We start from the raw sequence: 23,325 nt of genomic DNA on the forward strand, positions 1-23,325 counted from the left end.
GATGCATCCATCGTCGCGCGACGAACAGGGGCAAAGCGTCGCTCTACGGGGCCATCCCGACCCTGGAAATCGTCGGGGTCGAACCCTGAGCCGCCTCGTGCCCGGCCCGCGCCACCACCCGGCGCTCCTGCCCGGCGCGCCGGCGCAGCCGGGCCCGGCCCGCCGGCACCACCAGGACGTGCGCCAGCGCGACGCCCGCCGTGTTCAGGAACAGCGAGTCGACGTCCACGACCTGCCCCGGCACCCCGGTCTGCCCCAGCTCGATGGCCAGCGAGATCAGCGAGCCCGCCGCCACCGTACGGGCCAGCGACAGCCACGGGGACACGTACAGACGGCCCTCGGCCATCGGGAGCAGCACCCCCAGCGGCGCCAGCAGCAGCAGCGCCCCGCCGATCTGGCGGAACGCGGCGGCCGGGCCGAGGGACAGGTCGGCCTTGATGCCGGCGAGCGGCGAGAAGTTGGCGGCGGTCACCCACGGCACGTCCAGCGGGCGCAGAGTGAGCCACCCGACGATCAGCAGATGCGCGAGGAGCAGCGACACCCCTGCCGCGCGGAAACGGATGACGGCCTGGCCGTCCGTACTGTGACGCACGAAGCCCTAGACGCGGACGGCGGCAGGATCGGTTCCGCAGCCCCCGGGGAGACCTGCCTCACGGCGTTCCCCGCGCCGCCACCGCGAAACCCGCGCCCCTTACGGCGTTCCCACCATGTCCGGCATCTCCTTCGGGCTCGCCTTCGTCTCCGCCGTGCACAGATAGCCCCGCGCCGGATAGTCGCCCGGCCCGCCCAGCGTCACCATCTCGTCGGACGTCAGCGACTCGTGCTCCGTGAAGGTGCAGACGATCTGGGCCAGCGCCTCCGCCGACAGGTCCTCCGGCTGCACGCTGAGCCGCAGCACCCCCTTCGCGTCGCCCGCGCGTGGACCCGACACACGGAGCCCCTCGGGGACGTTCGTGGAGAACCCCGCCTGCCGCTCGTCCGCCGTGGGCGGCCTGCGCAGCTCGTCCAGCAGCCCGGCCGCGGTGCCCAGCCGGTCCCCGCGCGCCTCCTGGACCTGCGCCGCGCGGTCCACCGCCACCAGCTGCGAGGCGCACACCAGGTAGATCTCCACCGGGATGCCCCGCCCGGTTTGCGCCGCGTCCGAGGCGGGCATCGCGCACGGCACCCGGGACGGAGCGGCACCGGCGTCCACCGGCACCGAGGTCGTACGGATGCCGCAGCCCGTCGCCAGTGCGGCACAGAGTGCGGCACCTGCCAGGGCGGCGGCGGTTCGAAGCCCCCGGCGTTCGCTGCGCCTCACGTCGAGTCGTCCTCCTGGTGGTCCGGTATCGGTGCGTCGTGATCGCCGGCGGTACGGCTCGGCGCCCCTGCGTCGCGCGGCAGCCGCAGGACGAAGACCGCGCCGTCCCCGTCCGGCGAATTGTGCGCGGTGATGTCGCCGTTGTGGATGTGCGCGTTCTCCACGGCGATGGACAGCCCGAGCCCGCTGCCGTCCGAGCGCGGCCGGGAGGCGCTGGCCTTGTAGAAGCGGTCGAAGACGTGCGGCAGGACGTCCTCGGGGATGCCGGGCCCGTGGTCGCGGACCTCGATGACCAGCTCCTCGCCCTCGATGCGCACCGACACCCGCACCGGCGAACCGCCGTGCTTGAGCGCGTTGCCGATCAGGTTGGCCAGGATCACGTCGAGCCGGCGCGGATCGAGGCGGACCATCGTGCCGCGCTCGGCGTCCAGCTCCACCGCGTCCAGCCACGCACGGGCGTCGATGCAGGCGGTCACCTGGTCGGCCACGTCCACGGTGTCCAGGACCAGCCGGGCCGTGCCCGCGTCGAAGCGGGTGACCTCCATCAGGTTCTCGACCAGGTTGTTCAGCCGCCGGGTCTCGCTGACCACCAGGTTCACGGCGGGCGCGATCATCGGATCGAGGCTGTCGACCTCGTCCTCCAGCACCTCCGTGACCGCGGTGAGCGCCGTCAGCGGGGTGCGCAGCTCGTGCGACATGTCGGCGACGAAGCGGCGGCTCGCCTCCTCGCGCGCGCTCATGTCGGCGACCTTCTTCTCCAGCGAACTGGCCGTCCTGTTGAACGTGCGCGACAGATCGGCGAGTTCATCGGTGCCGGACACGTCGAGCCGGGTGTCGAGCTTGCCCTCGCCCAGCTTGCGGGCCGCGTCCCCGAGCCGCTGCACCGGCCGCAGCACGGTCGTCGCCGCCGCCTGCGCCAGCAGCGCCGAGCCGACCAGGGCGAGCGCCGTGGCGATGCCCAGCGACCAGGCGAGCGAGGAGAGGTCCTGACGCTCCTGGTCGAGCGACTTCAGCATGTAACCGGTCGGCCCGCCGCCGATGATCTTCGTACCGGCGACAAGATACGGCGTGCCGCGTATGGAGGTGCGCTGCCAGAACAGGTGGTACTCGTACTTGTTGCCCGCCTTGACCGGCTGCTTGCGGTTCACCTGCTCCTGGAGGGACAGCGGAACGTTGCTGCGGGTGAAGGTGTCCAGGTCGGAGTTGCCGACGATGGGCTTGCCCGGCTCGCGCTCGTCGATCAGCAGCACGCTGTAACCGGGGCTGCTGCTCGCCATCTGCACGGCGGCCGCTTGCAGGTCCTCCTTGGTGGGACGCAGCGGCAGCGAGGCGGCGCGCGTCTGCATCTCCTGACGGAAGTCCCCGAGCGCCGCGTCCTGCGTACGCGTCAGCACCGCCTCGCGGTTCAGCCAGTACGCGATCCCGGAGGCCGACGCGGCGGCGGTCAGGGCGACCAGCGCGAAGACGATGACGAGCCGCAGCCGCAGGCTGGTCCAGCGGAGCCCGGCGCGCAGACCCCGCCGCACAGCCGTGCTCACTGCGGAGAGTCCAGCCGGTATCCCACGCCCCGTACGGTACGGATCAGGGTCGGCGACGACGGAATGTCCTCGACCTTGGCGCGCAGGCGCTGGACACAGGCGTCCACCAGCCGGGAGTCGCCCAGGTAGTCGTGCTCCCAGACCAGACGCAGCAACTGCTGCCGGGACAGGGCCTGGCCGGGCCGGCGGCTCAGTTCGAGCAGGAGGCGCAGCTCGGTCGGGGTGAGCTGGAGGTCCTCGCCGTTCTTGGTGACGGTCATCGCGGAACGGTCGATCACCACGTTCCCGAACGTCGCGGAGTCGGTCGACTCCCGTTCGCCGCGGCGCAGCACCGCGCGGATACGGGCGTCGAGCACCCGCCCCTGTACGGGCTTGACCACGTAGTCGTCGGCGCCGGACTCCAGCCCGACCACGACGTCGATGTCGTCGCTGCGCGCGGTCAGCAGGATGATCGGCAGCTGGTCGGTACGGCGGATGCGGCGGCACACCTCGAAACCGTCGATTCCGGGCAGCATCACGTCCAGCACGACCAGGTCGGGGCGCTGCTCGCGCAGCAGGTTGAGGCCGTCCTCTCCCGTCGCCGCGGTGGCCACACGGTGGCCCTGGCGTGACAGCGAGAGTTCGAGGGCCGTGCGGATGGCGTCGTCGTCCTCGATCAGCAACAGGAAAGGCACTTGGTCATTCTGACCCATGGGGCGCCCCGGTTCGACAGTCGGTCCCCCCTGATACATGCCCCATACGTCCCTCATGCATCGGGAAACAAGGGTTCGTGCCGCCGCGGGGCCCTGTGACAGGCCTGTGACAGTCGGCGGACAGGGCCATGAAACTGCCCCGGCAAGCTCATTGGCACAGGGAACGGACGGACTCCACCGATGGGGGGCGCGGGATGAACGCAACTCACAGCATCAACGCGAGCGCAGTTGTCACGCGTCTGCACGATGTCGGTCGGAGCACGGAGAAGTCCGGCGCCGCAGTGAACGGACGGGGGTGCGTTCGAGGCGCCGGGCGTCAGCACACGTCATTCATGACGGTGGTTGACGCGGGGGGAAGCGCGTACGGGGAGGACTCGGGGGAGCGGAAGGCACCGGTCAGGTCCGAGGACGCCGAAGCGGCGTTCACGGCCTACGTCCGGGAGCGCCGCGCCTCCCTGTACGCCACCGCCTATCACCTGACCGGCGACCGCTTCGAGGCCGAGGACCTGCTCCAGAGCGCCCTCTTCTCGACGTACCGGGCCTGGGACCGCATCAGCGACAAGGCCGCGGTCGGCGGTTATCTGCGCCGCACGATGACCAACCTGCACATCAGCGCCTGGCGCAGGCGCAAGCTGAACGAATACCCGACCGAGGAGCTGCCGGAGACGGTGGGCGACACGGACGCGATGCGCGGTACGGAGCTGCGCGCCGTGCTCTGGCAGGCGCTGGCGCGACTGCCGGAACTGCAGCGCACGATGCTCGTCCTGCGCTACTACGAGGGCCGTACGGACCCCGAGATCGCGTCCATCCTCGACATCAGTGTCGGCACGGTGAAGTCGAGCATCTGGCGGTCGCTCCGCCGACTGCGCGAGGACGAGGTCCTCAGCTTCGGCCGTGACCAGGAGGAGTCCTTCGGCGAGCTGGTGGCCTGAAGGCTGGGGGGAAACGGGGGCGCCACCGTCTCGGGGGAGTCGGCGGCGCGAACAACGGGGGAGAGAACGGGGGCCCGGGGGGATACGGGGGACAACGGGGTACGGGGGAAAGCTGCGGGGTCGGACGGGCCGGGGGGGCCTGTCCGGCCCTGCGGCGTTTCTGTTGGGCACTCTGCTCAGGCATGCCGACCGGCTAGCTCAAGGCCCGGCTCGTCTCCATGGCGGCCGAACAGGGGCTTGCGATCATTGCGGTCGACCCCGCTTACACCTCGCGGTGGGGTGGGCAGCACTGGCAGAAGCCGCTGACTACGCCCCGCCGGAAGATGTCCCGTCACGATGCCGCCGGCATCGCGATCGGGCGACGCGCCCTCGGACACCCGATCCGGGATGGGGCATCCCCTGCTCGAACGAAGCTGATTCCCGGACCACGGACACGATCCGTGCCGCCGGAGACGGCGAGAACGCGGGCGACCAGGACACCCAAAACCGTTCGGGATGTCCGCAGCGAACAGGAATGGGTCCAAGACTCACTCCTGCGCACTGAATAGAAACGGTCCTGTCCGGCCCCGCGGAGCATTGTCTGCAAGCCCCTCCGGCGATTGACTTCAGCGGGGGACTTCACTCAGTTGCGCAGGTGGGCCAGCACGTCCTTCACCGGTAGGTCGTACTGGTCCTTGTCCCGTTCCCAGTGGCCCATCACGGTGGCCGTTGCGTCAGCCAGATCGGTCGGCAAGTCGGCCGCGCGGAGGGTGTCCGCGATCTCGCCCATCTCCGGTGCCCAGCGCCAGGCACGAGCGGCCACGCTTGGCAGGTACTCGGGGTCCGACAGGATCGCGGAGACCATGACCTCGGCCTCGGCCGTGAGCTGGTTGCCGACCCCGTGGGCGTCCGCGAGGGCGTGGGCGACGCCGGCGAGGGTGCGGGCGGCCTTCTGGTAGCTGGCAAAGGCCATCTTCAGGGCGGACGCGGAGCCGATGGTGTCGCCCGCCCGGCGCACGTGCACGGCAGTGTCGGCGAACAGCGACTCCACTTGGTCGACAGCCGAGCTGTCCCCGGCGAGGTAGAGGCGGGCCGAGCGCCCGTCGCGCGGCGGGGGACCGAAGATCGCGCCGTCGACGACTGCGGAGCCTGGGTGGATCTTCTCGGCGATGCGCTGCATGCGCTGGGGACTGATGGCGTTGGCGTCGACGTACACCCCGCAGAAGTTGTGCGCGGCCACGGTCGCCGCCACATCTTCCCCCGCCTGCGGCGGGCAGACGGAGAGGACGACCGCACTCCGGGACAGTGCCTCCGGGAGAGAGCCGCAGACCGTGGCTCCGGCCTTCTTCGCACGGCTGTGGGTGGCTTCGCTGCGGCCCTCCGGTACCCACAGCACCTCGTGGCCGGCGGCGACGGCCTGGGCGGCGACGGCGGCGCCCATGGAGCCGGGGTGCAAGAGGGTCACGGTGGTCACGGGCTGCCTCCTGGCGGGAGCTCGGCGATGGTGTGTTCCTGATGAGCAATGATCGACTCCCGCATACCGACCGCGACAGGGGAGCCCGCTCCAGGGTGCAGGGCAAGTCGACGGCTGAAGTGGCTGATGCGACGGTTGACGCTTTCCGTGCGGCGCCGGGCGCTGGTGTAGAGGACCTCCTGGATCTGCGTTGCGGCACCGTCGAGGTCGCCGCGGCCGAGGCGGGCCATGGCGAGGTCCATACGGGCCAGGGACATCTCACCGAGCCGTCGGCGCTCGGGCGGTGCGGCCTCGAACATCTCCACGGACTCGTCGGCACGGGCTTCGGCGTCGCTGAGGTGCTGGGGGCCGGCGAGCCAGAGGTGGGTGCTGCTGGCGTAGAAAAGCTGCTTCTCCGGGGGAAAGGCCATCATGCCGCCGGGCAGCTCGTCGGCATCGGTGAGCCGCTCGCGCAGCCGGTCGGCAGCGGAGAGGGCGCCGAGAGCGTCGTCTGCCCTGCCCAGCTGGCCGTAAGCGCGGGCTTTGATGCTCTCCAGCCGAATATGAGCCGTTCCGGATTCGGGGGTGAAGCCGCTGCCGGACTCGGTAAAACGTACGGCGTCGGCCGGGCGGCCGTCCCAGTACGAGATGAGTGCCTGGAGCCCGCGTACCCAGGCGCACAGACCGTTGTGACCCGCCTGTTCACCGAAGAGAAAGGCCGCGCGGGCCTGGGTCTCTGCCGCGTCGTAACGGCCCAGATCGAAGCTGGCGTTGGCCAGCACGCCGCACAGGACGCCTGCGCCGACGTACAGGTCGCGGGTGTACTTCGGCGGCTGGCGGCCTTCGAGGAGTTCGAAGGCGCGGTCGCGCAGGGCACGCACCTCGTGAAACAAGGGCCCCACGGGCCGGTTGGGGTACGAGTCGACGATGCGGCGGATGTCGGCTTCCATCTGTTCCAGCGTGTGCGGTCCCACGTTGCTGCTTTCTGCCTGGGCCGCGAACCGTGCCGACTCGGTGGCCGCCATCGTTACCACATCCTTAAGGCCGTACTCGGACGATTCCAGTGAATTGCCTCGGCTCGCGCCGGACCGTGGGGCCTCGGGCTGTGGCCCGGACGGTGCGGGGCCGAGGAGGCGGGTGGCGGGGATACCGGGGAACATGAACTCCAGGACCCGGCGCGCGACGGTCTGAGGAGTGCGGACCTCGCCGTGCGCGTACCGGAAGAACTGCCGCTTCTCGATCGTCGCGGTCGCGATCGAGGGCGGACCTTCCAGCTCGGCCAGCTGCCGGGCCGCCTGCTCATAGCGCCTCTTGAAGACCTGGTGGTCCTGCCAGCCGCGCTGGTTGATCAGGGTCTGGAAGAGGGTCTTCCCTGTTGCGTGCACGGCGTCTCCCCGGTGTCGGCGCCCGCTTCACCACCCACGCTAGACATCAATCAGTGGCCGATGAAGCCAAGTTCGCCGGAAAACGCTGCCGTGCGGCGATTAGACATCGGTTGGGCACGAAAGGGCTGCGTCAGACATCGCCCAGGGTCTCGTTCAGGCACGGGCAACGGAGAACACTGCTCTTCGCCCAGCGGTTCGTCTTCTCCGCTTCGGAGGCTTCGCCGCCGTGGTCTCGCACGCCTTGGCAGTTCAGGAGGCCCGCTCATGGCAGCGCACCACCAGCTTTCGTTCCCCGTCATCGATACCAAGCACGCTGTCCGTGAAACGCGCCACCGCCTCGTTGCCGCGGTCAGCGCGTGGGACATACGGCTCGGTGAGGAGCGGCTGGGCGGCACCGAGCCGGTCGTCGCCGTTCACGACACGGAGCCGTCCCTTCCCCGGGCGACCCCCGCCGGACCGCAGGCCGAGTCCGGGCGCGGACTGCTGTTGGTCGCCGAGTACGCCGATCGCTGCGGAACCGAGCCGACGGCGACCGGCAAGCGCTGCTGGGCCGTGTTCGATCTTTCCCCGTCATCCAACTCCGAGGAGGGTGCCATGACTCCGGCACCGGCTGTGCCCACCCCGTCCACCCGCGCCATCGACCGGTTCACCGGCCCGTGGGAGTTCCTGTCGAACTACTCGGCCGCCATGGTCCGGCTCGACGGGATCGAATACCCCACGGTCGAGCACGCCTACCAGGCCGCCAAGACCCTCGACCTTTCCATCCGTGCCCGGATTGCTGGAGAGCCGGACCCGGACGAGGCCAAGCGCCTGGGCCGGCGCCACGCCGACCGCCCCGACTGGGAGGAGGCGAAGGTGGCCGTGATGCGTTCGTTGGTCGAGCAGAAGTTCCAGGACGCGGAGCTGCGCGAGAGGCTACTTGCGACGGGCACGGCTGAGCTGGTGGAGGGCAACGACTGGGGCGATGAGTTCTGGGGTGTGTGCGCCGGGCACGGTCAGAACACGATGGGGCTGATCCTCATGGCGTTACGCGAGCAGGCCCGGCGGGAGACCTCGGAGTCCCACGAGGCGTGCGACGCGCGGACGACCGACCTTTCCGGCACTCTCGGCTGCGCCGCCCAGGCCCGTATCCCCACCGCCCATGGCATGTTCACCGCCTGGGGATACCGCAATGTGCTGGAGGGCGGGGAGCAGCTGGCGCTCACCCTCGGCCGAGTCCGGGGCGCCGAGCGGGTGCTCGTACGGGTGCACTCGGAGTGTCTGACCGGCGAGGCCCTCGGCTCACTGCGGTGCGACTGCGGGCCGCAGCTGGACGCGGCCATGGCCGCGGTGGCCGCCGAGGGCGTCGGGGTGATCCTCTACCTGCGCGGACACGAGGGCCGGGGGATCGGGCTGCTGGCGAAGCTGCGGGCTTACGCGCTCCAGGACGCCGGGTTCGACACGGTCGACGCCAACGCCTCGATGGGTCTGCCGGAGGATGCCCGTGACTACCGGGTCGCTGCCCGGGTGCTGGCGGATCTCGGTGTGCGGTCGGTACGGCTGCTGTCCAACAACCCGGACAAGGTCGAGGCCCTCACCGCACTCGGCGTCGACGTGGCCGAGCGGCTGCCATTGCTGGTGGACGCCAATATCCACAGCCTGGAGTACCTGCGCACGAAGCGGGATCGCATGGGTCACGACCTGCCGGGACTGCCCGAGGTGACGGATCTGGTCGGCGCGGAGTTCGCGTCGTGACCGCGCCACAGGACTTCCGCCTGACGAGCGGATCCGGCGAAGCGGCCCCGCTATGGGAGCGGTGCGGACATGCCCCGCTCGAAGTACTGGTCGAGGTCCCGATGCCTTCGGCCACGGTCCGTCTCGCCGCGCCAGGACGGCCGAGCTGGATCGGCCGGGGCGAAACCTGGAGGCACGCGCCGGCCCGGCACGCGTTGGCCGCCCTTGCCGACACGAACCAGGCTGCAGGGCCTGTCCGTTTGCTTCTGGCCGAGCGTGGTCATCGACGCGTCCTGGCGATCCTGGGCGAGGCCGACGTCTCACATCCCTGGGTGGTGACCGGCTGGCTCGGCTGGCCCGACACCAAGCCCATCGGCAGCCAAGGGCTTCGGATCCGAGAAGCGCTCGCGGCCCGCAGCAACGACTACTGGACGCTGGACCTGGCCGCCCGTGCCGTCGGATTCGGCCCCATGGACGTGGCTCATGCCCTGCCGTTGCCTTGGTGGGCGGGCATCAGCGTGGTGATCCCGGCCCGTGGAGTCCACGAAGTCCTGCCAGGCGTCCTGCACGCGCTCGCCGACGCCGCTGCCCGCCTCCCGGCCGGCACCCCGTGGGAGGCGATCGTTGTCGACGACGCCAGCGACCCGCTGCTCAGCCTTCCGTCCGGGCTGCCCCGCCAGATCCGTCTGGTCCGCTCCGACACTCAGCTCCACTGTGGCGGCGCCCGCAACCACGGCCTGGCCCGCAGCCGCCACGGCCTGATCCTCTTCTGCGACGCGGATACCCACCTCGCACCCGACTACCTGACCGAGCACGTCGCCCGCCACCTACTCGCCCCGAACCTGATCACCGTCTCACTGCGCGACCACGTCCCCGCCCACCTGCCCGTCCCGGCTCGGGCACCGGACGGCAGCCGCGACTCCCGCGTCTCCGCGCACTACAAGCCGGGGCGCCTCGGCCTCGCCCCCGTGCCTGAGCCGGTCACCGTCCACCCGATCCGGCAGACGCGCGGCTTCCGGGACCTCGGCAATGGCCGACGCCTCGGCCCGGTGGACCTGCCCTTCATGGTCAAGGGCAACAACCTGGCCCTGCCCGCCGCGACGGCACGCTCCATCGGCTTCCCGCCCGACTTCGCCGGCTGGGGACCAGAGGATGTGTGTTTCGCCGCCAAGGCCATCGCCCGAGGCTCGTACGTCGTGCCGGTGCTGTCCACCGGGGTGTTCCACCGCGAGCACCCGCCTCGCTCGGGTAGCGCCGCCCGCCGGGACGCCGAACTCGCCGCCAACCTCCACCGCTACGCCCACCACCTGGACGGACGCGCCGCGCTGCCCTGGCAGGCGCCGAATCCGGTCGAGGCGAGCCGATGACCTTCGACGTCACGGACGCCTGGCACCCCACCGTCAACCCGTCTGCGCGTATGCCCGTCCACCACCATCGTCACCCCGTGGTCCTCGGCCACGGCGACGGACTCCTCAACGAGTTCCCGCGCCATCGCGGCGGCACCACCATCCGCCTCCCGCGCGTCCGGGACGGGCGCCTCCACGTCGTGGAACTGGGCGGCGACAGCGTCTTCGCCCCGTGGTGGCTCCCGGCCTCCGAGCCCGACGCCGTACGGCACATCACCCATGTGTACGAGGCGGCGCTACGGCACCCGGAGCCGACGAGAGCGGAGCACCGGGTATTCGCCGGCGTACGAGACGACTTCGCAGCACGGTGCGCGGAAGGCAGCAACGGCCTCACCATCGGCGAGGCGCTGTGGCAGGCCACCGACGCCCTCCACCGCAGACTCACCCCGTCCCTGCCTCGCCTGACGCTCACCAGCCTCACCCGCTCCGACGCACGGCACACGCTGGCCCGGGCGCTCGGACACGTGCCCGGCGGGTTGCTCACTGCTCTCGTGCGCTGGGCCGAGCAGGAGCGGCGGCCGATGTGGCCACTGCTCGCTGTGGCCATCAGCCCCGAGGGCGTGCCGCTGCGCGTTCGTCTCCACGCCTTGGACGGTCGCTTGGACCTGTCGCCCCTGCCGACGACCAGCGACGCCCGCCCCCCGGGACGACCCGTCCCGCTCGGCGAGGACGAACTGATCAACCTCCTCGACGCCGGCCGACTGGTTCCCGGCTCCCGCCTGACCGCGCTCGCGGAAGTGTCCCTGCACCTTGTCGGCACCCCCGTGCGCCACTTCGGCAACACATACGGCGCCTTCGACATCGCGAGCACCCTGCTTGCTGCTCCGGAGGCGGCGGCCATCCCTTGCTGCCCGGACGACGAGGACTCCTGGCACTACGCCGACCTGCCGCACGGCGACGACCACCGCTACCCGCTCCACCTCGTCGAGCTGGCCGCCTGCACGACCGAGGCCCACGCCGCCGCCGAGGCGCTCATCAGCGCTTCGCTGGCCAAGGGCGGCCCCATCCCCCTGGAGCTGAAGGGAGGAGACCTGGATGCGACCGTACGCTCTGGAGGGGCTGGACTGCTCCGGTAAGAAGACGATCGCCGCCCTGGTTCAAGAACACCTGCGCGAGCAGGGGCTGGACACGCGGCTAGTGATCGGCCCCCTCCTCGGAGGCGGACTCGGGCGCCTCGACGCCCGGCTCGCCAACATCACCGCCGCCGTCCCCAGAAACACCCCGACCGATCTCCTTCGCCGCGGGCTGTACGTGGCCGAGCCCGCGCTCGATGGGTTCCTGTTCCGCCCCGGGCCGGTCCCGGTTCTGAAGGCCAGCACCCACTTTCGTGCCTGGGCCCGCGCCGCGGTCGAGAACGACCGGTGGATGGCCCGCGGCTACCGCTACACCCGCGCCGCCCACCTCCGGTACGCGGGAGCCACCCTCCTCCATACCGACTTCGGTACTCGCCTGGCCCGGCACCGGGCCGATGTTGCCGCCGGCCGCACCACCAAGGTCGAGCGCCGTCGGTTCCTCGGACCGGACCCCACGGCCTTTGCCGCCTGGCACGCCACTCTCGACCGCCTCATGTCTGCGCAGGTTCCGCACCTGCTGTGTCTGGACAGCACCGACGCGGACCCCCACGAACTCGCCGCGAAGATCGCTTCGCACGCGGCCTCGTGTTGGGAGGCCCGCCGGTGAGGTCAGCCGCGCAGCAGGCCGGCCAGGTAGGCAGCGTCCGGCCCGTCGCACACATGGACCAGGTTCCGCAGCAAGTACTCGCCGGGCTTGCGGTCCAGGAGCATGTGCCGGACGTACGTCTTCCACCACTGAAGCACGCACGGGTCCTGCCGTCCGGACAGCAGCCACACCTCCACAGGATCGGAGGCCAGGTAGTCCACGAGATCGGCGCGAACCCGCTCGAACTCCACCGTGGTGGTGGCCCCGCCGTACACCGCCTCGACTCCGCCCTCACCCAGCACGACTCGCCGCTCGGCCTCCACTTCGAACCCCAGCAGGCGAACGGCCCGCCGTACGACGCCACGGGTCTGCTCCGGCCCGTCCGCCAGCAACCGCCCTGCCTGCCGGAGCCGTTCGGCAGCGGCATCGGGAGTCACCACCGCGCCCCTGAACGCTTCCTCGGTTTGCGCCCGTTCAGCAATCTGGGTGGCGGCCCGCCGCGCGCTCGTACGCCACGGCTCGACCAGGCCCTCCGGGCCCTCACCAGCGCACTGGGCCGCCAGAGCCGCGTAGAAACCAGCAGCACGGTGACCGCGCACCGTGCTGTGCGGACCGTCGAGTGCGTCAGGCTTGCAGAACAACACAGGCATGCCCAGGACTTCACACCGAACTCCACCGCCGGGCAAGCCGTTTCCGAGAACTCGACCCACCACCAGGAGAAACCCCGTGGTCTCCTTCCGCTGGATCACCGCCCCCCTGCCCGAGGACATCCCCGTCCGCCAGGTGTACGGCTTCTGCTTCGACGACACCGGCCGCGTACTGCTCCGCGAGGACGCCGGCCGCTACGGCCTGCCCGGCGGCAAGCCGGAACGCGGCGAGAACGCCCCGGCCGTCCTCGCCCGCGAGTGCCGCGAGGAAAGCCAGATCACCATCGGTGAGCCGGTCTACCTCGGCTACCAGGAGGTCACCGAGGACGGGCTGCCGCCGTACGCCCAGCTCCGCCTGGCCGTCCGGATCACCGACTTCCTCCCGCGCGAGCCCGACCCCGACACAGGCCGCACCTACGGCCGACTGATCGCCCCGCTCAACAAGGCCCCGGCGCTTCTCGACTGGGGCATCGACGGACTCCTCCAGTCCGCCGCCGCTGTCCAGGCCGCATACCAGCTCGGCCTCGACCCGGCAGCGGTCCGCGAGGATACCTGGCGCAACTGACCCACCCACCCGAGGAACCCAGGGAGCCCCGATGCGATGGCAGTTCCATTACCCCAAGCGCACAAGCTTCTACCCGCCCGACTACGACAACCCCGGACTCGGCGGCTGCGAAGCCTCCCTGGTCCTCCTCACCCGTGCCCTCGCCGCGCGAGGCCACGACGTCGAGGTCTTCAACTGCTGCTACCACCCCGGCACTTACGACGGCGTGACCTGGCGCATGACCTGGGAACTCGACACCATCCCTGCCCCTGACGTAGCCGTCGCGGTCCGCTTCGACGAGGCCCTGTGGCCCGCCGACTCCAAGGCCGCACACCACCTCTTCTGGATGCTCGACGACCGAGCTCGGGGCCCGGCCGCCTTTGCCGACACCTTCCGCGACCGGGGCGGCCAGGTCGTCCTCGCTTCCCATGCCATGCGGCAGCGGGTCCAGGCGGCTGCCGTGGACATTCCCACCCACCTGATTCCGCTCCCCGTCGAGACCGAGCGCTACAGCCGTCCCCTCACCGGTCGCGGCCCCATCTGTCTCTTCGCCAGCATGCCCAACCGCGGCCTCGACGCAGCCCTCGCCCTCTGGCCACGCATCCGCGCCGCCGTCCCCGACGCCGAACTCTGGGTCACCAGCGGCTGGCAGCTCTGGGGCTTCACCAACTCCGAGTCCGACGACCGCTGGCACCAGATCCTCGGTGGTCGCCCCCTCCCCGACGGCGTCCGCCTACTCGGCACCCGCCCCCGCGCCGAACTGATCGAGATCCAGCAACAGGCCGCCGTCACCCTCTACCCCTGCCGATTCCCGGAGATGTTCTGCCTCTCGGCCGCCGAATCCGCCGCAGCCGGCACCCCCGTCATCACCAGCCCTATCGACGCCCTCACCGAACGCGTCCACCACAACCAGACCGGCATCCTCATCGAAGGCGACATCGACGAACCCGGCACCCAGTACGCCTTCGCCACCGCTGCCATCGGCCTCCTGACCGACCCCACCCGTCGCGCCGCCATGGCCCGCGCAGGCCGGGCAGACGCCGTGCGCCTTGCCCCGGACAGTGTCGCGGTGGCCTGGGAGAGCTTGATCACCTCCAGGACGTAGCAGTCCTTGAGTGGTGATGACCTCTCGCGCAGCATGGCCACTCGGTGACATGCGTGCGTCTGCACCGTACGAGCCCTCACCCGAACGACATGCGGTTCGTCTCGATGCCCCCAGTAGAGGTAGAGCGGGGTGGAAAGAATGGTGCGCCGAAACTACTGCGCGGCCGGGGTGCGGCGCCGGCCCGCGGCGGCTGCGGCCAGTCGGCCCAGTGCCTCCCGCTTCGCGCAGGGATGCGCCCCCAGCGCCGCATGGCGGGCCACGATGCGGCGTTCGGTACGCATCAGGCGCCAGCCCCGCCGCAGCAGGAACGGCACCGATTTGCGGCTCTCGCGCAGATCGCGCAGCAGACGGCGCCGGAACGTCGTCGAGGGGCGCCCGCGCAGGCAGAGCGCGTCGGCCAGCAGCCCTTGCGCCTGGCAGCGGTCGATGATGTCCGCCGCGAAGATGCCCTCCGCCACGAAGAGCGGGGTGCGCCCGATGTGCAGCGTCTCGTGCCCGGTGCGGGAACTGGTGGAGATGTCGTACACCGGGACATCGGCGCTGCCGCCGTCGCAGAGTTCCCCGATCGCGGCGACGGCCGCGTCCGCGTCCCAGGAGTCCGGGGAGTCCCAGTCGATGTCCGTACTGCCGGGGACGAGCGGCAGGGTGGGGTCGCCGGCCTCCTTGTAGAAGTCGTCGAGCCGCAGCACCGGAAGACCGGTACGGGCCGCCAGGGACGACTTGCCGGACCCGGAGGGACCGGTCAGCAGGACAACACGGGTCGGAAGCGCTTGGGAACTCACAGAACACGAGTTTGAGGCATTGACCCGCACAGGGGACCCCCGGAGGTCCTGTTGGTATCGCGCATCACATCTCAACTACTCTGTGCGCTCGGACGATTACCCGGTCGATGGTTTCATCGGCCCGATCAGGTGGGAAATCCATGGCACGTCACGCACTGTCCAAGTCCCGGCGCCGCACCCTGCTGCGGGCGGGGCTGACCGTCACCGCGGTGGGAGCCGCGCTCGGCGCCGGGGGTGCGGCGGCCCAGGCGGCCCCGCTGCCCGTCGTCCAGGACGCCGGCACCGACGCCGTCCTCGGGGAGGCCACCGGGGCGGTCGGCGGCGCGGTCACCGGGGCCCTGGGGCACGCCGTGGGGAACAGCGTCGCGCCCGTGACCCATCTGCGGCTCGACCCGCTGGCCGGCACCGGAACGGACCCGCTGGACAACGCGGTGGGCACCCAGGTCGCCGACTTCAAGCCGCTGTCCACCGCCCTGGTCACCGACCCGCTCACCAGCGGCGGCGCCATCAAGGACCTGCCCCTGGTCGGCCCGGTCGTGGACGGCCTGCACCACTGACGGCACCGTGCGGCACGGCGTACGGCCCGTTTCCCGGTCACGACGCGGGGAAACGGGCCGTACACGCGTCCGTCAGTACGAGGAGCCCGAGGCGCCCAGCGCGCCCGTGGGGTGCCACACCGTCTTGGTCTCCAGGAAGGCGGTCAGCCGGTGCGTCCCGGGATCGGCCGTCCAGTCGACGCCGTCGCCGTCCCCTTCCACAACCTGCGGGCGTGAAACCCGCTTCAGGTTGTCGGCCGCCGCGATCTCCAGCTCCTTCGCCAGGGCCGCGTCCGCGCCCGTGAGGTCGATGCCGTTCACGTCCTGGTGGGCGGCGAGCGGCGCGGCGATCTCCGCCGTCCTCCCCGACAGGACGTTGACCACACCGCCCGGCAGGTCCGAGGTGGCCAGCACCTCGCCCAGCGACAGGGCGGGCAGCGGGGACTTCGCGGAGGCCACCACGACCACCGTGTTACCGGTCGCGATCACCGGAGCCACCACCGAGACCAGCCCCAGGAACGACGACTCCTGCGGGGCGAGAACCGTCACCACGCCCGTCGGCTCGGGCGTCGACAGGTTGAAGAACGGGCCCGCGACCGGGTTCGCCCCGCCCACCACCTGGGCCACCTTGTCCGTCCAGCCCGCGTACCAGACCCAGCGGTCCACCGCCGCGTCCACGACGGCCGCCGCCTTGGACTTCGACAGGCCCTCCGCCTCGGCCACCTCCCGGACGAACTGCTCGCGGCGGCCCTCCAGCATCTCCGCGACGCGGTAGAGGACCTGGCCGCGGTTGTACGCGGTCGCCCCCGACCAGCCGCCGAACGCCTTGCGGGCGGCCACGACCGCGTCCCGCGCGTCCTTGCGGGACGACTGGGGCGCGTTCGCCAGCCACCTGCCCTTCGAGTCCGTCACCTCGTACACCCGGCCGCTCTCGGAACGGGGAAACTTGCCCCCGACGTACAGCTTGTAGGTCTTGAAGACGCTCAGACGGTTATCGGACATCGAGGTACGCCTCCAGGCCGTGGCGGCCGCCTTCGCGGCCGAAGCCCGACTCCTTGTAACCGCCGAACGGCGAGGTCGGGTCGAACTTGTTGAACGTGTTGGCCCAGACGACGCCCGCCCGGAGCTTGTTCGCCACCGCGAGGATGCGCGAGCCCTTCTCCGTCCAGATGCCGGCCGACAGGCCGTACTGGCTGTTGTTCGCCTTGGCGACCGCCTCGTCCGGCGTACGGAACGACAGCACGGACAGGACCGGGCCGAAGATCTCGTCGCGGGCGATCGTGTGCGCCTGGGTGACGTTGGTGAACAGCGTCGGGGCGAACCAGTAACCCGCCGAGGGCAGTTCGCACGGGGCCGACCAGCGCTCCGCGCCCTCCGCCTCGCCCGTCTCGGTGAGCGCGGTGATCCGGGCCAGCTGCTCCGCGGAGTTGATCGCGCCGATGTCGGTGTTCTTGTCCAGCGGGTCGCCGAGGCGCAGCGTGGTCAGCCGGCGCTTGAGGGCGTCCAGCAGCTCGTCCTGGACGGATTCCTGCACCAGCAGCCGCGAGCCCGCGCAGCACACCTGGCCCTGGTTGAAGAAGATGCCGGTCACGATGCCCTCGACGGCCTGGTCGATCGGGGCGTCGTCGAAGACGATGTTGGCGCCCTTGCCGCCCAGCTCCAGCGTGACCCGCTTGTCCGTCCCCGCGACCTGGCGCGCGATGGCCTTGCCGACGGCGGTCGAGCCGGTGAAGGCCACCTTGTTCACGTCGGGGTGCGAGACGAGCGCCTCGCCGGCGTCGCCGTACCCCGTCAGGATGTTCACGACACCCCTGGGCAGGCCCGCCTGGCGGCAGATGTCCGCGAAGAACAGCGCGGACAGGGGCGTCGTCTCGGCGGGCTTGAGGACCACCGTGTTGCCCGTGGCGAGTGCCGGGGCGATCTTCCACGCCAGCATCAGCAGCGGGAAGTTCCACGGGATGACCTGGCCGGCCACGCCCAGCGGGCGCGGGTTCGGCCCGAAGCCGGCGTGATCCAGCTTGTCGGCCCAGCCCGCGTAGTAGAAGAAGTGCGCGGCGACCAGCGGCAGGTCCGCGTCGCGGGTCTCCCTGATCGGCTTGCCGTTGTCCAGCGTCTCCAGGACGGCCAACTCACGGCTGCGCTCCTGGATGATCCGGGCGATCCGGAACAGATACTTGGCGCGCTCGGAGCCGGGCAGCGCCGACCACTTCTCGAACGCCCCGCGCGCCGCCTTCACGGCCCGGTCCACGTCCTCGGCGCCGGCCCGCGCGACCTCGGACAGCACCTCCTCGCTGCTCGGCGAGACCGTCTTGAAGACCTTGCCGTCCGCCGCGTCGGTGAACTCACCGTCGATGAACAGGCCGTACGAAGGGGCGATGTCGACGACGGAACGGGACTCCGGCGCCGGTGCGTACTCGAATGCGGATGCCATGGGTATCAGTCCACCGTCACGTAATCGGGGCCGGAGTAACGGCCGGTGCTGAGCTTCTGGCGCTGCATCAGCAGATCGTTCAGCAGGCTGGAGGCGCCGAAGCGGAACCAGTGGTTGTCCAGCCAGTCCTCGCCCGCCGTCTCGTTGACCAGCACGAGGAACTTGACCGCGTCCTTCGAGGTGCGGATGCCGCCGGCCGGCTTCACCCCGACCTGGACACCGGTCTGCGCCCGGAAGTCGCGCACCGCCTCCAGCATCAGCAGCGTGTTCGCCGGCGTGGCGTTGGTCGCGACCTTGCCGGTCGACGTCTTGATGAAGTCCGCGCCCGCCAGCATCCCGAGCCAGGAGGCCCGCCGGATGTTGTCGTACGTGGACAGCTCACCGGTCTCGAAGATCACCTTGAGCCGGGCGGAGCCGCACTCCGCCTTCACGGCGAGGATCTCCTCGTACACCTTCAGATAGCGGCCGGCCAGGAACGCGCCCCGGTCGATCACCATGTCGATCTCGTCGGCACCGGCCGCCACGGCGTCCCGGACGTCCGCGAGCTTCACGTCGAGCGCGGCGCGGCCGGCGGGGAAGGCCGTCGCGACGGACGCCACCTTGACGCCGGAGCCGGCCAGGGCGGCGGCCGCGGTGGCCGCCATGTCGGGGTAGACGCAGACCGCGGCGGTGCGCGGGGTCGTGCGGTCGGTGGGATCGGGGTTGACGGCCTTGGCGGCGAGCGCCCGGACCTTGCCGGGGGTGTCCGCGCCTTCCAGCGTCGTCAGGTCGATCATCGAGATGGCGAGGTCGATGGCGTACGCCTTGGCCGTCGTCTTGATCGACCTGGTTCCGAGGGCGGCGGCGCGCGCTTCGAGGCCGACCGCGTCGACGCCGGGCAGCCCGTGCAGGAAGCGGCGCAGCGCACTGTCGGACGCCGTCGCGTCGGCGAATGCGGGGAGGGTGGTGGGCATGGTCACCAGATGAGCATATCTACGCGCGTAGCGACCTGTACAGGGGCCCAGGTCATCGCCGCCTTCCGCACCGCCCCGCCGCGCCCCCGCGACGCGTCAGGCACAATCGGCCTCATGACGAGCCCCACGCCTCCCGACGAGCCCACCTACGCCGACCGGACCTTCCGGTCGCCCGCCGGGCCGGCCACGGGAGTCCTGCTCCTCGCGCTCCTCTGCTGGATCGGCGGCGACGCCGTCTTCCGGGGCGAGGGACGTGTGCCGTGGATGGCGCTCGCCGGGCTGCTGACCGCGGTGCCGCTGATCGTCGCCTTCACACTGCGCCCGGTGGTGTCCGTCAACGACCGGCGCATCCGCGTCCGCAACCCGTTCCGCACGATCACGCTGCCGTGGACCGACGTCGCCGACGTACGGGCCGGGTATTCGAGCGAGCTGTTCACCCAGGACGGCAAGAAGTACCAGCTGTGGGCCGTGCCCGTGTCGCTGCGGCAGCGCAAGAAGGCCGCCCGGCAGCAGTCCCGGCAGGCCGTGGACGATCCTTACCGCCGTACTTCTGTTACCACCGACGTACGAAACTCCAAGTCGCGTACCGCGCCCGCCGACCAGACCGTGGCCGATCTGCGCGAGCTGGCCGAGCGCGCGGGCGACAAGCGGCTGGACGGCGACCCCGCGGCGTCGGTGCGCTGGGCGTACGAGGTCATCGCGCCGTGCGTCGTGGGCGCGGTGCTGCTGGTGGTCCTCGGCGCGACCGGCTGATCCGGGGACGGGCCCGGCCCCCGCCCCCGTCGCCGCCGTCGTCAGATGCCGGCGGCGGTCGCCAGGTCGCGCTTGATGCCGTTCAGCAGCTCGGTGGCCCTGGTCCGGGCCGCGGGCAGCTCGTCGGCCGCGCCGACCGGCACCACGACCTCCAGATAGCACTTCAGCTTCGGCTCCGTGCCGCTCGGGCGGACGATCACCCGGGCGCCGTCGAGCCCGTAGCGCAGCCCGTCGGTCGGCGGCAGCCGGTCCGAGCCGCGCGACAGGTCCTCCGCCGACGTGACCGGCAGCCCCGCCAGGGCGGCCGGCGGCCGCTCCCGCAGCCGGCGCATGGCGTCCGCGATGACCGACAGGTCCTCCACCCGCACCGACAGCTGGTCCGTGGCGTGCAGCCCGTGCTCCAGCGCGAGGTCGTCCAGCAGGTCGGGGAGCGTACGGCCCTGCTCCTTGAGTACCGAGGCCAGCTCGGCGACGAGCAGCGCGGCCGTGATGCCGTCCTTGTCGCGGACGCCCTCCGGGTCCACGCAGTAGCCGAGCGCCTCCTCGTACCCGTATCGCAGCCCCTCCACACGGGCGATCCACTTGAAGCCCGTCAGGGTCTCCTCGTACCCCAGGCCCGCCTTCCCGGCGATGCGGCCCAGCAGCGAGGACGAGACGATCGACTCCGCGAAGACGCCGGTGGCGCCCCGGCGCACCAGGTGGGCGGCGAGCAGCGCGCCGACCTCGTCGCCCCGCAGCATCCGCCAGCCGCCGTCCACCGAGGCGTCCGGGACGGCGACGGCGCAGCGGTCGGCGTCCGGGTCGTTCGCGATGACGATGTCGGGGTTCGCGCGGCGCGCGGTGGTGAACGCGAGGTCCATCGCGCCGGGCTCCTCCGGATTGGGGAAGGCCACGGTGGGGAAGGCGGGGTCCGGCTCGGCCTGCTCCGCCACGAGCACCGGGGCGGGGAAGCCGGCCCGGTCGAACGCGGCGGTCAGCACGGAGGTGCCGACGCCGTGCATCGCGGTGTACACGACGCGGGCGGTACGGGGCGACGCGGCGTCGAGCACGGCGTCCGTACGGGCCAGATAGGCGTCCAGGACCTCCTCGCCCAGGGTCTCCCAGCCGGATTCGGGGCGCGGGACGCCGTCCAGCGGGCCGACCGCCGCGATGCCGGCGGCGATCTCGCCGTCCGCCGGCGGCACGATCTGCGAGCCGTCGCCGAGGTAGACCTTGTAGCCGTTGTCGCGGGGCGGGTTGTGGCTGGCGGTCACCTCGACGCCGGCGACGGCGCCGAGATGCCGTATGGCGTACGCGAGGACCGGGGTCGGCAGCGGGCGGGGGAGCACCGCCGCGCGCAGCCCGGCGCCGACCATCACCGCCGCCGTGTCACGGGCGAAGTCGGCGGACTTGTAGCGGGCGTCGTAGCCGATGACGACGAGGCCGTCCGGGTGCCCCTGGGCTTTCAGGTACGCGGCGAGGCCGGCGGCGGCGCGGATGACCACGGAGCGGTTCATGCGCATGGGGCCGGCGCCGAGTTCGCCCCGCAGTCCGGCGGTGCCGAACTGGAGGGTGCCGGCGAAGCGGGGGGCCAGCTCGTCGGTGTCCCGGGCGTCGATGAGCTTGGCGAGCTCGTCGCGGGTGTCGGGGTCGGGGTCCTCCGCGAGCCAGGCGCGGGCGCGGGCGAGGAGGTCCGGGGGCGTGGTCACGGTGGTCGCCTTTCGGGGTGGGGGCGCGGGGCGCTGCGCTGTGCGGTGGGTGGGTGGGGGCGGGTGGGGGTGGGCGCCTGCGGCGGGCCTGTTCCCCACCCCGCCCCTTCCCGAAACCGGGGCGCTGCCCCGGACCCCGCGCCTCAAACGCCGGCGGGGCTGGGGTTCGCGGGGCGCTGCCCCGGACGCCGGGCCTCAAACGCCGGGAAGTGGGTCCCGGCCTCGGTCAGATGCGGGCCAGGACCCGGGCCAGCAGGGTGCCCATGCGGGTTGCGGAGTCGCGGCCGGCCTGGAGGACCTCCTCGTGGTTCAGCGGTTCGCCGCTGAGGCCCGCCGCCAGGTTGGTGACCAGGGAGATGCCGAGGACCTCGGCCCCCGCCTCGCGGGCCGCGATGGCCTCCAGGACCGTGGACATGCCGACGAGGTCGCCGCCCATCACGCGGACCATGCCGATCTCGGCCGGCGTCTCGTAGTGCGGGCCGGGGAACTGGACGTACACCCCCTCTTCGAGGGTCGCGTCGACCTCCTTGCACAGGGCCCGGAGCCGGGGCGAGTACAGGTCGGTCAGGTCCACGAAGTTCGCCCCGACGATCGGGGACGCCGCCGTGAGGTTGATGTGGTCGCTGATCAGGACCGGCTGGCCGGGGCGCATCCCCTCGCGCAGCCCGCCGCAGCCGTTCGTCAGGACCACGGTCCGACACCCCGCGGCGACGGCCGTCCGCACCCCGTGGGCGACGGCGCCCACGCCGCGGCCCTCGTAGAAGTGCGTACGGCCCAGGAACACCAGGGCCCGCTTGTCGCCGATGACGTGCGAGCGGACCGTGCCGCCGTGGCCCTCCACGGCGGGGGCGGGGAACCCGGGCAGCGCGGTCACCGGGAACTCCGCTTCCGGAACGCCGAGCGAGGCGGCGGCGGGCGCCCAGCCCGAGCCCATCACGAGGGCGACGTCGTGAGTCTCGGCACCGGTCAGCTCGCGCAGGCGGGCGGCGGCGTCGGCGGCGGCCGCATACGGGTCGCCCTGGATGTGGTCCGGAATAACTGATGCGTTCACGCGGACGAGCGTAACCGCTGAACCCCTACGCGCGTAGATGCCCCTGTACAGAGTCTTGCGACATTTGTTCGTGCGTTCCGACAACCCGCGGCCGGGTCCGGGGACAAAGGGGCAGGTCGCCGCCGTTTCCACGGCGGCCACGGCCGCTCCGCTCAGCAGGGACGCTTGCGGAGTTCCATCACATAATCGTGCGGCGCGCCCGCCGACTCGGCCGCGTCCGCGATCTCGCCGAGGTAGCGGGCGGACGGCAGGCCGCCCTCGTAACCGTTCAGCACATAGATCCAGGCCGGCTCCTCGCCGTCCAGCGTGTGCACCCGGATGCGCATGCGGCGGTAGATGTCCAGGCCGACGCCCTCCCAGCGGTCCATGGAGTCCTCGTCCATGGGGGCCAGGTCGTAGAGGGCGACGAACACCTGCGAGCGGGGCGCCTCCACCACCGTGGCCAGCGCTCCCTCCCAGCCCATCTGCTCCCCGCCGAAGGTCAGCCGCCAGCCGTTCAGCCAGCCGGTGCCGCGCAGCGGTGAGTGCGGGGCGCGGCGCGTCATCAGCCGCGCGTCGAGGTTGCCGGCGTACGCGGCGTAGAGCGACATGTGATCGAGGGTACGGGAGTACGGGGCGTGGGCGGCGGGTTCCCGAGCGGAAGGGCCCGCACACACGGGTGGAATCAGGGGGTGGGGCGTGGCGGCGGACTCGGCGGCCGTGACCGTGCGCCGTGCGCTCCGGCGCACGTATGGAGGGCCCCGGGGAGAAGCACCTTGGCGCGTGCGGGACAATGAAG

Annotated in this window: 23 protein-coding genes and 1 pseudogene; 10 read left to right on the plus strand and 14 right to left on the minus strand. The window is 71.5% G+C overall.

Annotated elements, in window-relative coordinates; genetic code table 11:
- Positions 1 to 43: 43 nt before the first annotated feature.
- The 4 genes from DNK56_RS23325 to afsQ1 form a co-directional block, all read right to left on the minus strand.
- A complete protein-coding gene (locus DNK56_RS23325; protein ID WP_111337798.1) occupies positions 44 to 592 on the minus strand; it encodes a VanZ family protein in 549 nt (182 codons plus the stop codon).
- 99 nt (positions 593 to 691) lie between these two features.
- The gene (locus DNK56_RS23330) at positions 692 to 1,300 is read right to left on the minus strand and encodes a hypothetical protein (protein WP_111337799.1); all 609 of its coding nucleotides are present in this window, start codon (positions 1,298 to 1,300) and stop codon (positions 692 to 694) included.
- Positions 1,297 to 2,838, minus strand: coding sequence for a sensor histidine kinase (locus DNK56_RS23335; protein ID WP_111337812.1), 1,542 nt, complete (start codon positions 2,836 to 2,838; stop codon positions 1,297 to 1,299). Before DNK56_RS23335 ends, DNK56_RS23330 begins: the two co-directional genes overlap by 4 nt.
- Positions 2,835 to 3,512 (minus strand): two-component system response regulator AfsQ1, encoded by a 678-nt coding sequence (afsQ1, locus tag DNK56_RS23340; protein ID WP_199563647.1) that lies wholly within the window; start codon positions 3,510 to 3,512, stop codon positions 2,835 to 2,837. The genes DNK56_RS23335 and afsQ1 overlap by 4 nt, the downstream gene beginning before the upstream one ends.
- A 212-nt stretch (positions 3,513 to 3,724) precedes the next feature.
- On the opposite strand from afsQ1, the gene DNK56_RS23345 reads away from it, so the two are divergent.
- Complete coding sequence (locus DNK56_RS23345; RefSeq protein ID WP_111337814.1) at positions 3,725 to 4,462, plus strand: SigE family RNA polymerase sigma factor; 738 nt, start codon at positions 3,725 to 3,727, stop codon at positions 4,460 to 4,462.
- 170 nt (positions 4,463 to 4,632) lie between these two features.
- Positions 4,633 to 5,010, plus strand: a pseudogene (locus tag DNK56_RS36185) (IS200/IS605 family accessory protein TnpB-related protein); the annotation flags it as partial.
- A 74-nt stretch (positions 5,011 to 5,084) separates the two neighbouring features.
- On the opposite strand, the gene DNK56_RS23355 reads toward DNK56_RS36185, so the two are convergent.
- Positions 5,085 to 5,915, minus strand: a complete 831-nt coding sequence (locus tag DNK56_RS23355) for an NAD(P)-dependent oxidoreductase (RefSeq protein ID WP_111337815.1) — start codon at positions 5,913 to 5,915, stop codon at positions 5,085 to 5,087.
- The gene (locus DNK56_RS23360) at positions 5,912 to 7,279 is read right to left on the minus strand and encodes a hypothetical protein (RefSeq protein WP_111337816.1); all 1,368 of its coding nucleotides are present in this window, start codon (positions 7,277 to 7,279) and stop codon (positions 5,912 to 5,914) included. The genes DNK56_RS23355 and DNK56_RS23360 overlap by 4 nt, the downstream gene beginning before the upstream one ends.
- Positions 7,280 to 7,543: 264 nt before the next feature.
- Here DNK56_RS23360 and ribA point away from each other — a divergent pair, with 264 nt between their 5' ends.
- The 4 genes from ribA to DNK56_RS23380 are packed head-to-tail and all read left to right on the plus strand — an operon-like array spanning position 7,544 to position 12,078.
- Positions 7,544 to 9,013 (plus strand): GTP cyclohydrolase II, encoded by a 1,470-nt coding sequence (gene ribA / locus DNK56_RS23365; protein WP_199563646.1) that lies wholly within the window; start codon positions 7,544 to 7,546, stop codon positions 9,011 to 9,013.
- Positions 9,010 to 10,359 (plus strand): glycosyltransferase family 2 protein, encoded by a 1,350-nt coding sequence (locus DNK56_RS23370; protein ID WP_111337817.1) that lies wholly within the window; start codon positions 9,010 to 9,012, stop codon positions 10,357 to 10,359. The genes ribA and DNK56_RS23370 overlap by 4 nt, the downstream gene beginning before the upstream one ends.
- Positions 10,356 to 11,474: a hypothetical protein gene (locus tag DNK56_RS23375; protein ID WP_111337818.1), complete on the plus strand. Its 1,119-nt coding sequence runs from the start codon at positions 10,356 to 10,358 to the stop codon at positions 11,472 to 11,474. The genes DNK56_RS23370 and DNK56_RS23375 overlap by 4 nt, the downstream gene beginning before the upstream one ends.
- Positions 11,434 to 12,078: a hypothetical protein gene (locus tag DNK56_RS23380; RefSeq protein ID WP_111337819.1), complete on the plus strand. Its 645-nt coding sequence runs from the start codon at positions 11,434 to 11,436 to the stop codon at positions 12,076 to 12,078. Before DNK56_RS23375 ends, DNK56_RS23380 begins: the two co-directional genes overlap by 41 nt.
- 2 nt (positions 12,079 to 12,080) lie before the next feature.
- Here the strand turns inward: DNK56_RS23380 and DNK56_RS23385 are convergent, their stop codons facing one another.
- Positions 12,081 to 12,707: a hypothetical protein gene (locus DNK56_RS23385; protein ID WP_111337820.1), complete on the minus strand. Its 627-nt coding sequence runs from the start codon at positions 12,705 to 12,707 to the stop codon at positions 12,081 to 12,083.
- A gap of 76 nt (positions 12,708 to 12,783) precedes the next feature.
- Between DNK56_RS23385 and DNK56_RS23390 the strand changes: the two genes are divergently transcribed.
- Together DNK56_RS23390 and DNK56_RS23395 are read left to right on the plus strand one after the other, a co-directional pair.
- Entirely contained in the window at positions 12,784 to 13,269 is a 486-nt protein-coding gene (locus DNK56_RS23390) for an NUDIX domain-containing protein (protein WP_111337821.1), read from the plus strand.
- Between the two features lie 31 nt (positions 13,270 to 13,300).
- Positions 13,301 to 14,353, plus strand: a complete 1,053-nt coding sequence (locus DNK56_RS23395; protein ID WP_111337822.1) for a glycosyltransferase family 4 protein — start codon at positions 13,301 to 13,303, stop codon at positions 14,351 to 14,353.
- Between the two features lie 152 nt (positions 14,354 to 14,505).
- Here DNK56_RS23395 and DNK56_RS23400 read toward each other — a convergent pair whose 3' ends face one another.
- Positions 14,506 to 15,135 (minus strand): uridine kinase family protein, encoded by a 630-nt coding sequence (locus DNK56_RS23400; protein WP_241990063.1) that lies wholly within the window; start codon positions 15,133 to 15,135, stop codon positions 14,506 to 14,508.
- A gap of 140 nt (positions 15,136 to 15,275) precedes the next feature.
- On the opposite strand from DNK56_RS23400, the gene DNK56_RS23405 reads away from it, so the two are divergent.
- Positions 15,276 to 15,692 (plus strand): hypothetical protein, encoded by a 417-nt coding sequence (locus DNK56_RS23405; RefSeq protein WP_111337823.1) that lies wholly within the window; start codon positions 15,276 to 15,278, stop codon positions 15,690 to 15,692.
- 72 nt (positions 15,693 to 15,764) lie between these two features.
- Here DNK56_RS23405 and DNK56_RS23410 read toward each other — a convergent pair whose 3' ends face one another.
- From DNK56_RS23410 to deoC, 3 genes are read right to left on the minus strand one after another with little or no spacing between them, the layout of a single operon-like run.
- On the minus strand, positions 15,765 to 16,673 hold the full coding sequence (locus DNK56_RS23410; RefSeq protein WP_111337824.1) for an aldehyde dehydrogenase family protein: 909 nt from the start codon (positions 16,671 to 16,673) through the stop codon (positions 15,765 to 15,767).
- Positions 16,663 to 18,102, minus strand: coding sequence for an aldehyde dehydrogenase family protein (locus DNK56_RS23415; RefSeq protein WP_111337825.1), 1,440 nt, complete (start codon positions 18,100 to 18,102; stop codon positions 16,663 to 16,665). The genes DNK56_RS23410 and DNK56_RS23415 overlap by 11 nt, the downstream gene beginning before the upstream one ends.
- Positions 18,103 to 18,107: 5 nt before the next feature.
- The gene (deoC, locus tag DNK56_RS23420) at positions 18,108 to 19,055 is read right to left on the minus strand and encodes a deoxyribose-phosphate aldolase (RefSeq protein ID WP_111337826.1); all 948 of its coding nucleotides are present in this window, start codon (positions 19,053 to 19,055) and stop codon (positions 18,108 to 18,110) included.
- 114 nt (positions 19,056 to 19,169) lie between these two features.
- On the opposite strand from deoC, the gene DNK56_RS23425 reads away from it, so the two are divergent.
- The gene (locus DNK56_RS23425; protein ID WP_111337827.1) at positions 19,170 to 19,808 is read left to right on the plus strand and encodes a PH domain-containing protein; all 639 of its coding nucleotides are present in this window, start codon (positions 19,170 to 19,172) and stop codon (positions 19,806 to 19,808) included.
- Positions 19,809 to 19,849: 41 nt separating this feature from the next.
- Here the strand turns inward: DNK56_RS23425 and DNK56_RS23430 are convergent, their stop codons facing one another.
- The 3 genes from DNK56_RS23430 to DNK56_RS23440 form a co-directional block, all read right to left on the minus strand.
- Positions 19,850 to 21,496: a phospho-sugar mutase gene (locus DNK56_RS23430; RefSeq protein ID WP_111337828.1), complete on the minus strand. Its 1,647-nt coding sequence runs from the start codon at positions 21,494 to 21,496 to the stop codon at positions 19,850 to 19,852.
- A gap of 226 nt (positions 21,497 to 21,722) precedes the next feature.
- Positions 21,723 to 22,547: a purine-nucleoside phosphorylase gene (locus DNK56_RS23435; RefSeq protein ID WP_111337829.1), complete on the minus strand. Its 825-nt coding sequence runs from the start codon at positions 22,545 to 22,547 to the stop codon at positions 21,723 to 21,725.
- 152 nt (positions 22,548 to 22,699) lie between these two features.
- Positions 22,700 to 23,137, minus strand: a complete 438-nt coding sequence (locus DNK56_RS23440; RefSeq protein ID WP_026171252.1) for a gamma-glutamylcyclotransferase — start codon at positions 23,135 to 23,137, stop codon at positions 22,700 to 22,702.
- Positions 23,138 to 23,325 lie beyond the last annotated feature (188 nt).

It is taken from the genome of Streptomyces sp. AC1-42W (assembly GCF_003248355.1).
Classification (GTDB): Bacteria; Actinomycetota; Actinomycetes; order Streptomycetales; family Streptomycetaceae; genus Streptomyces.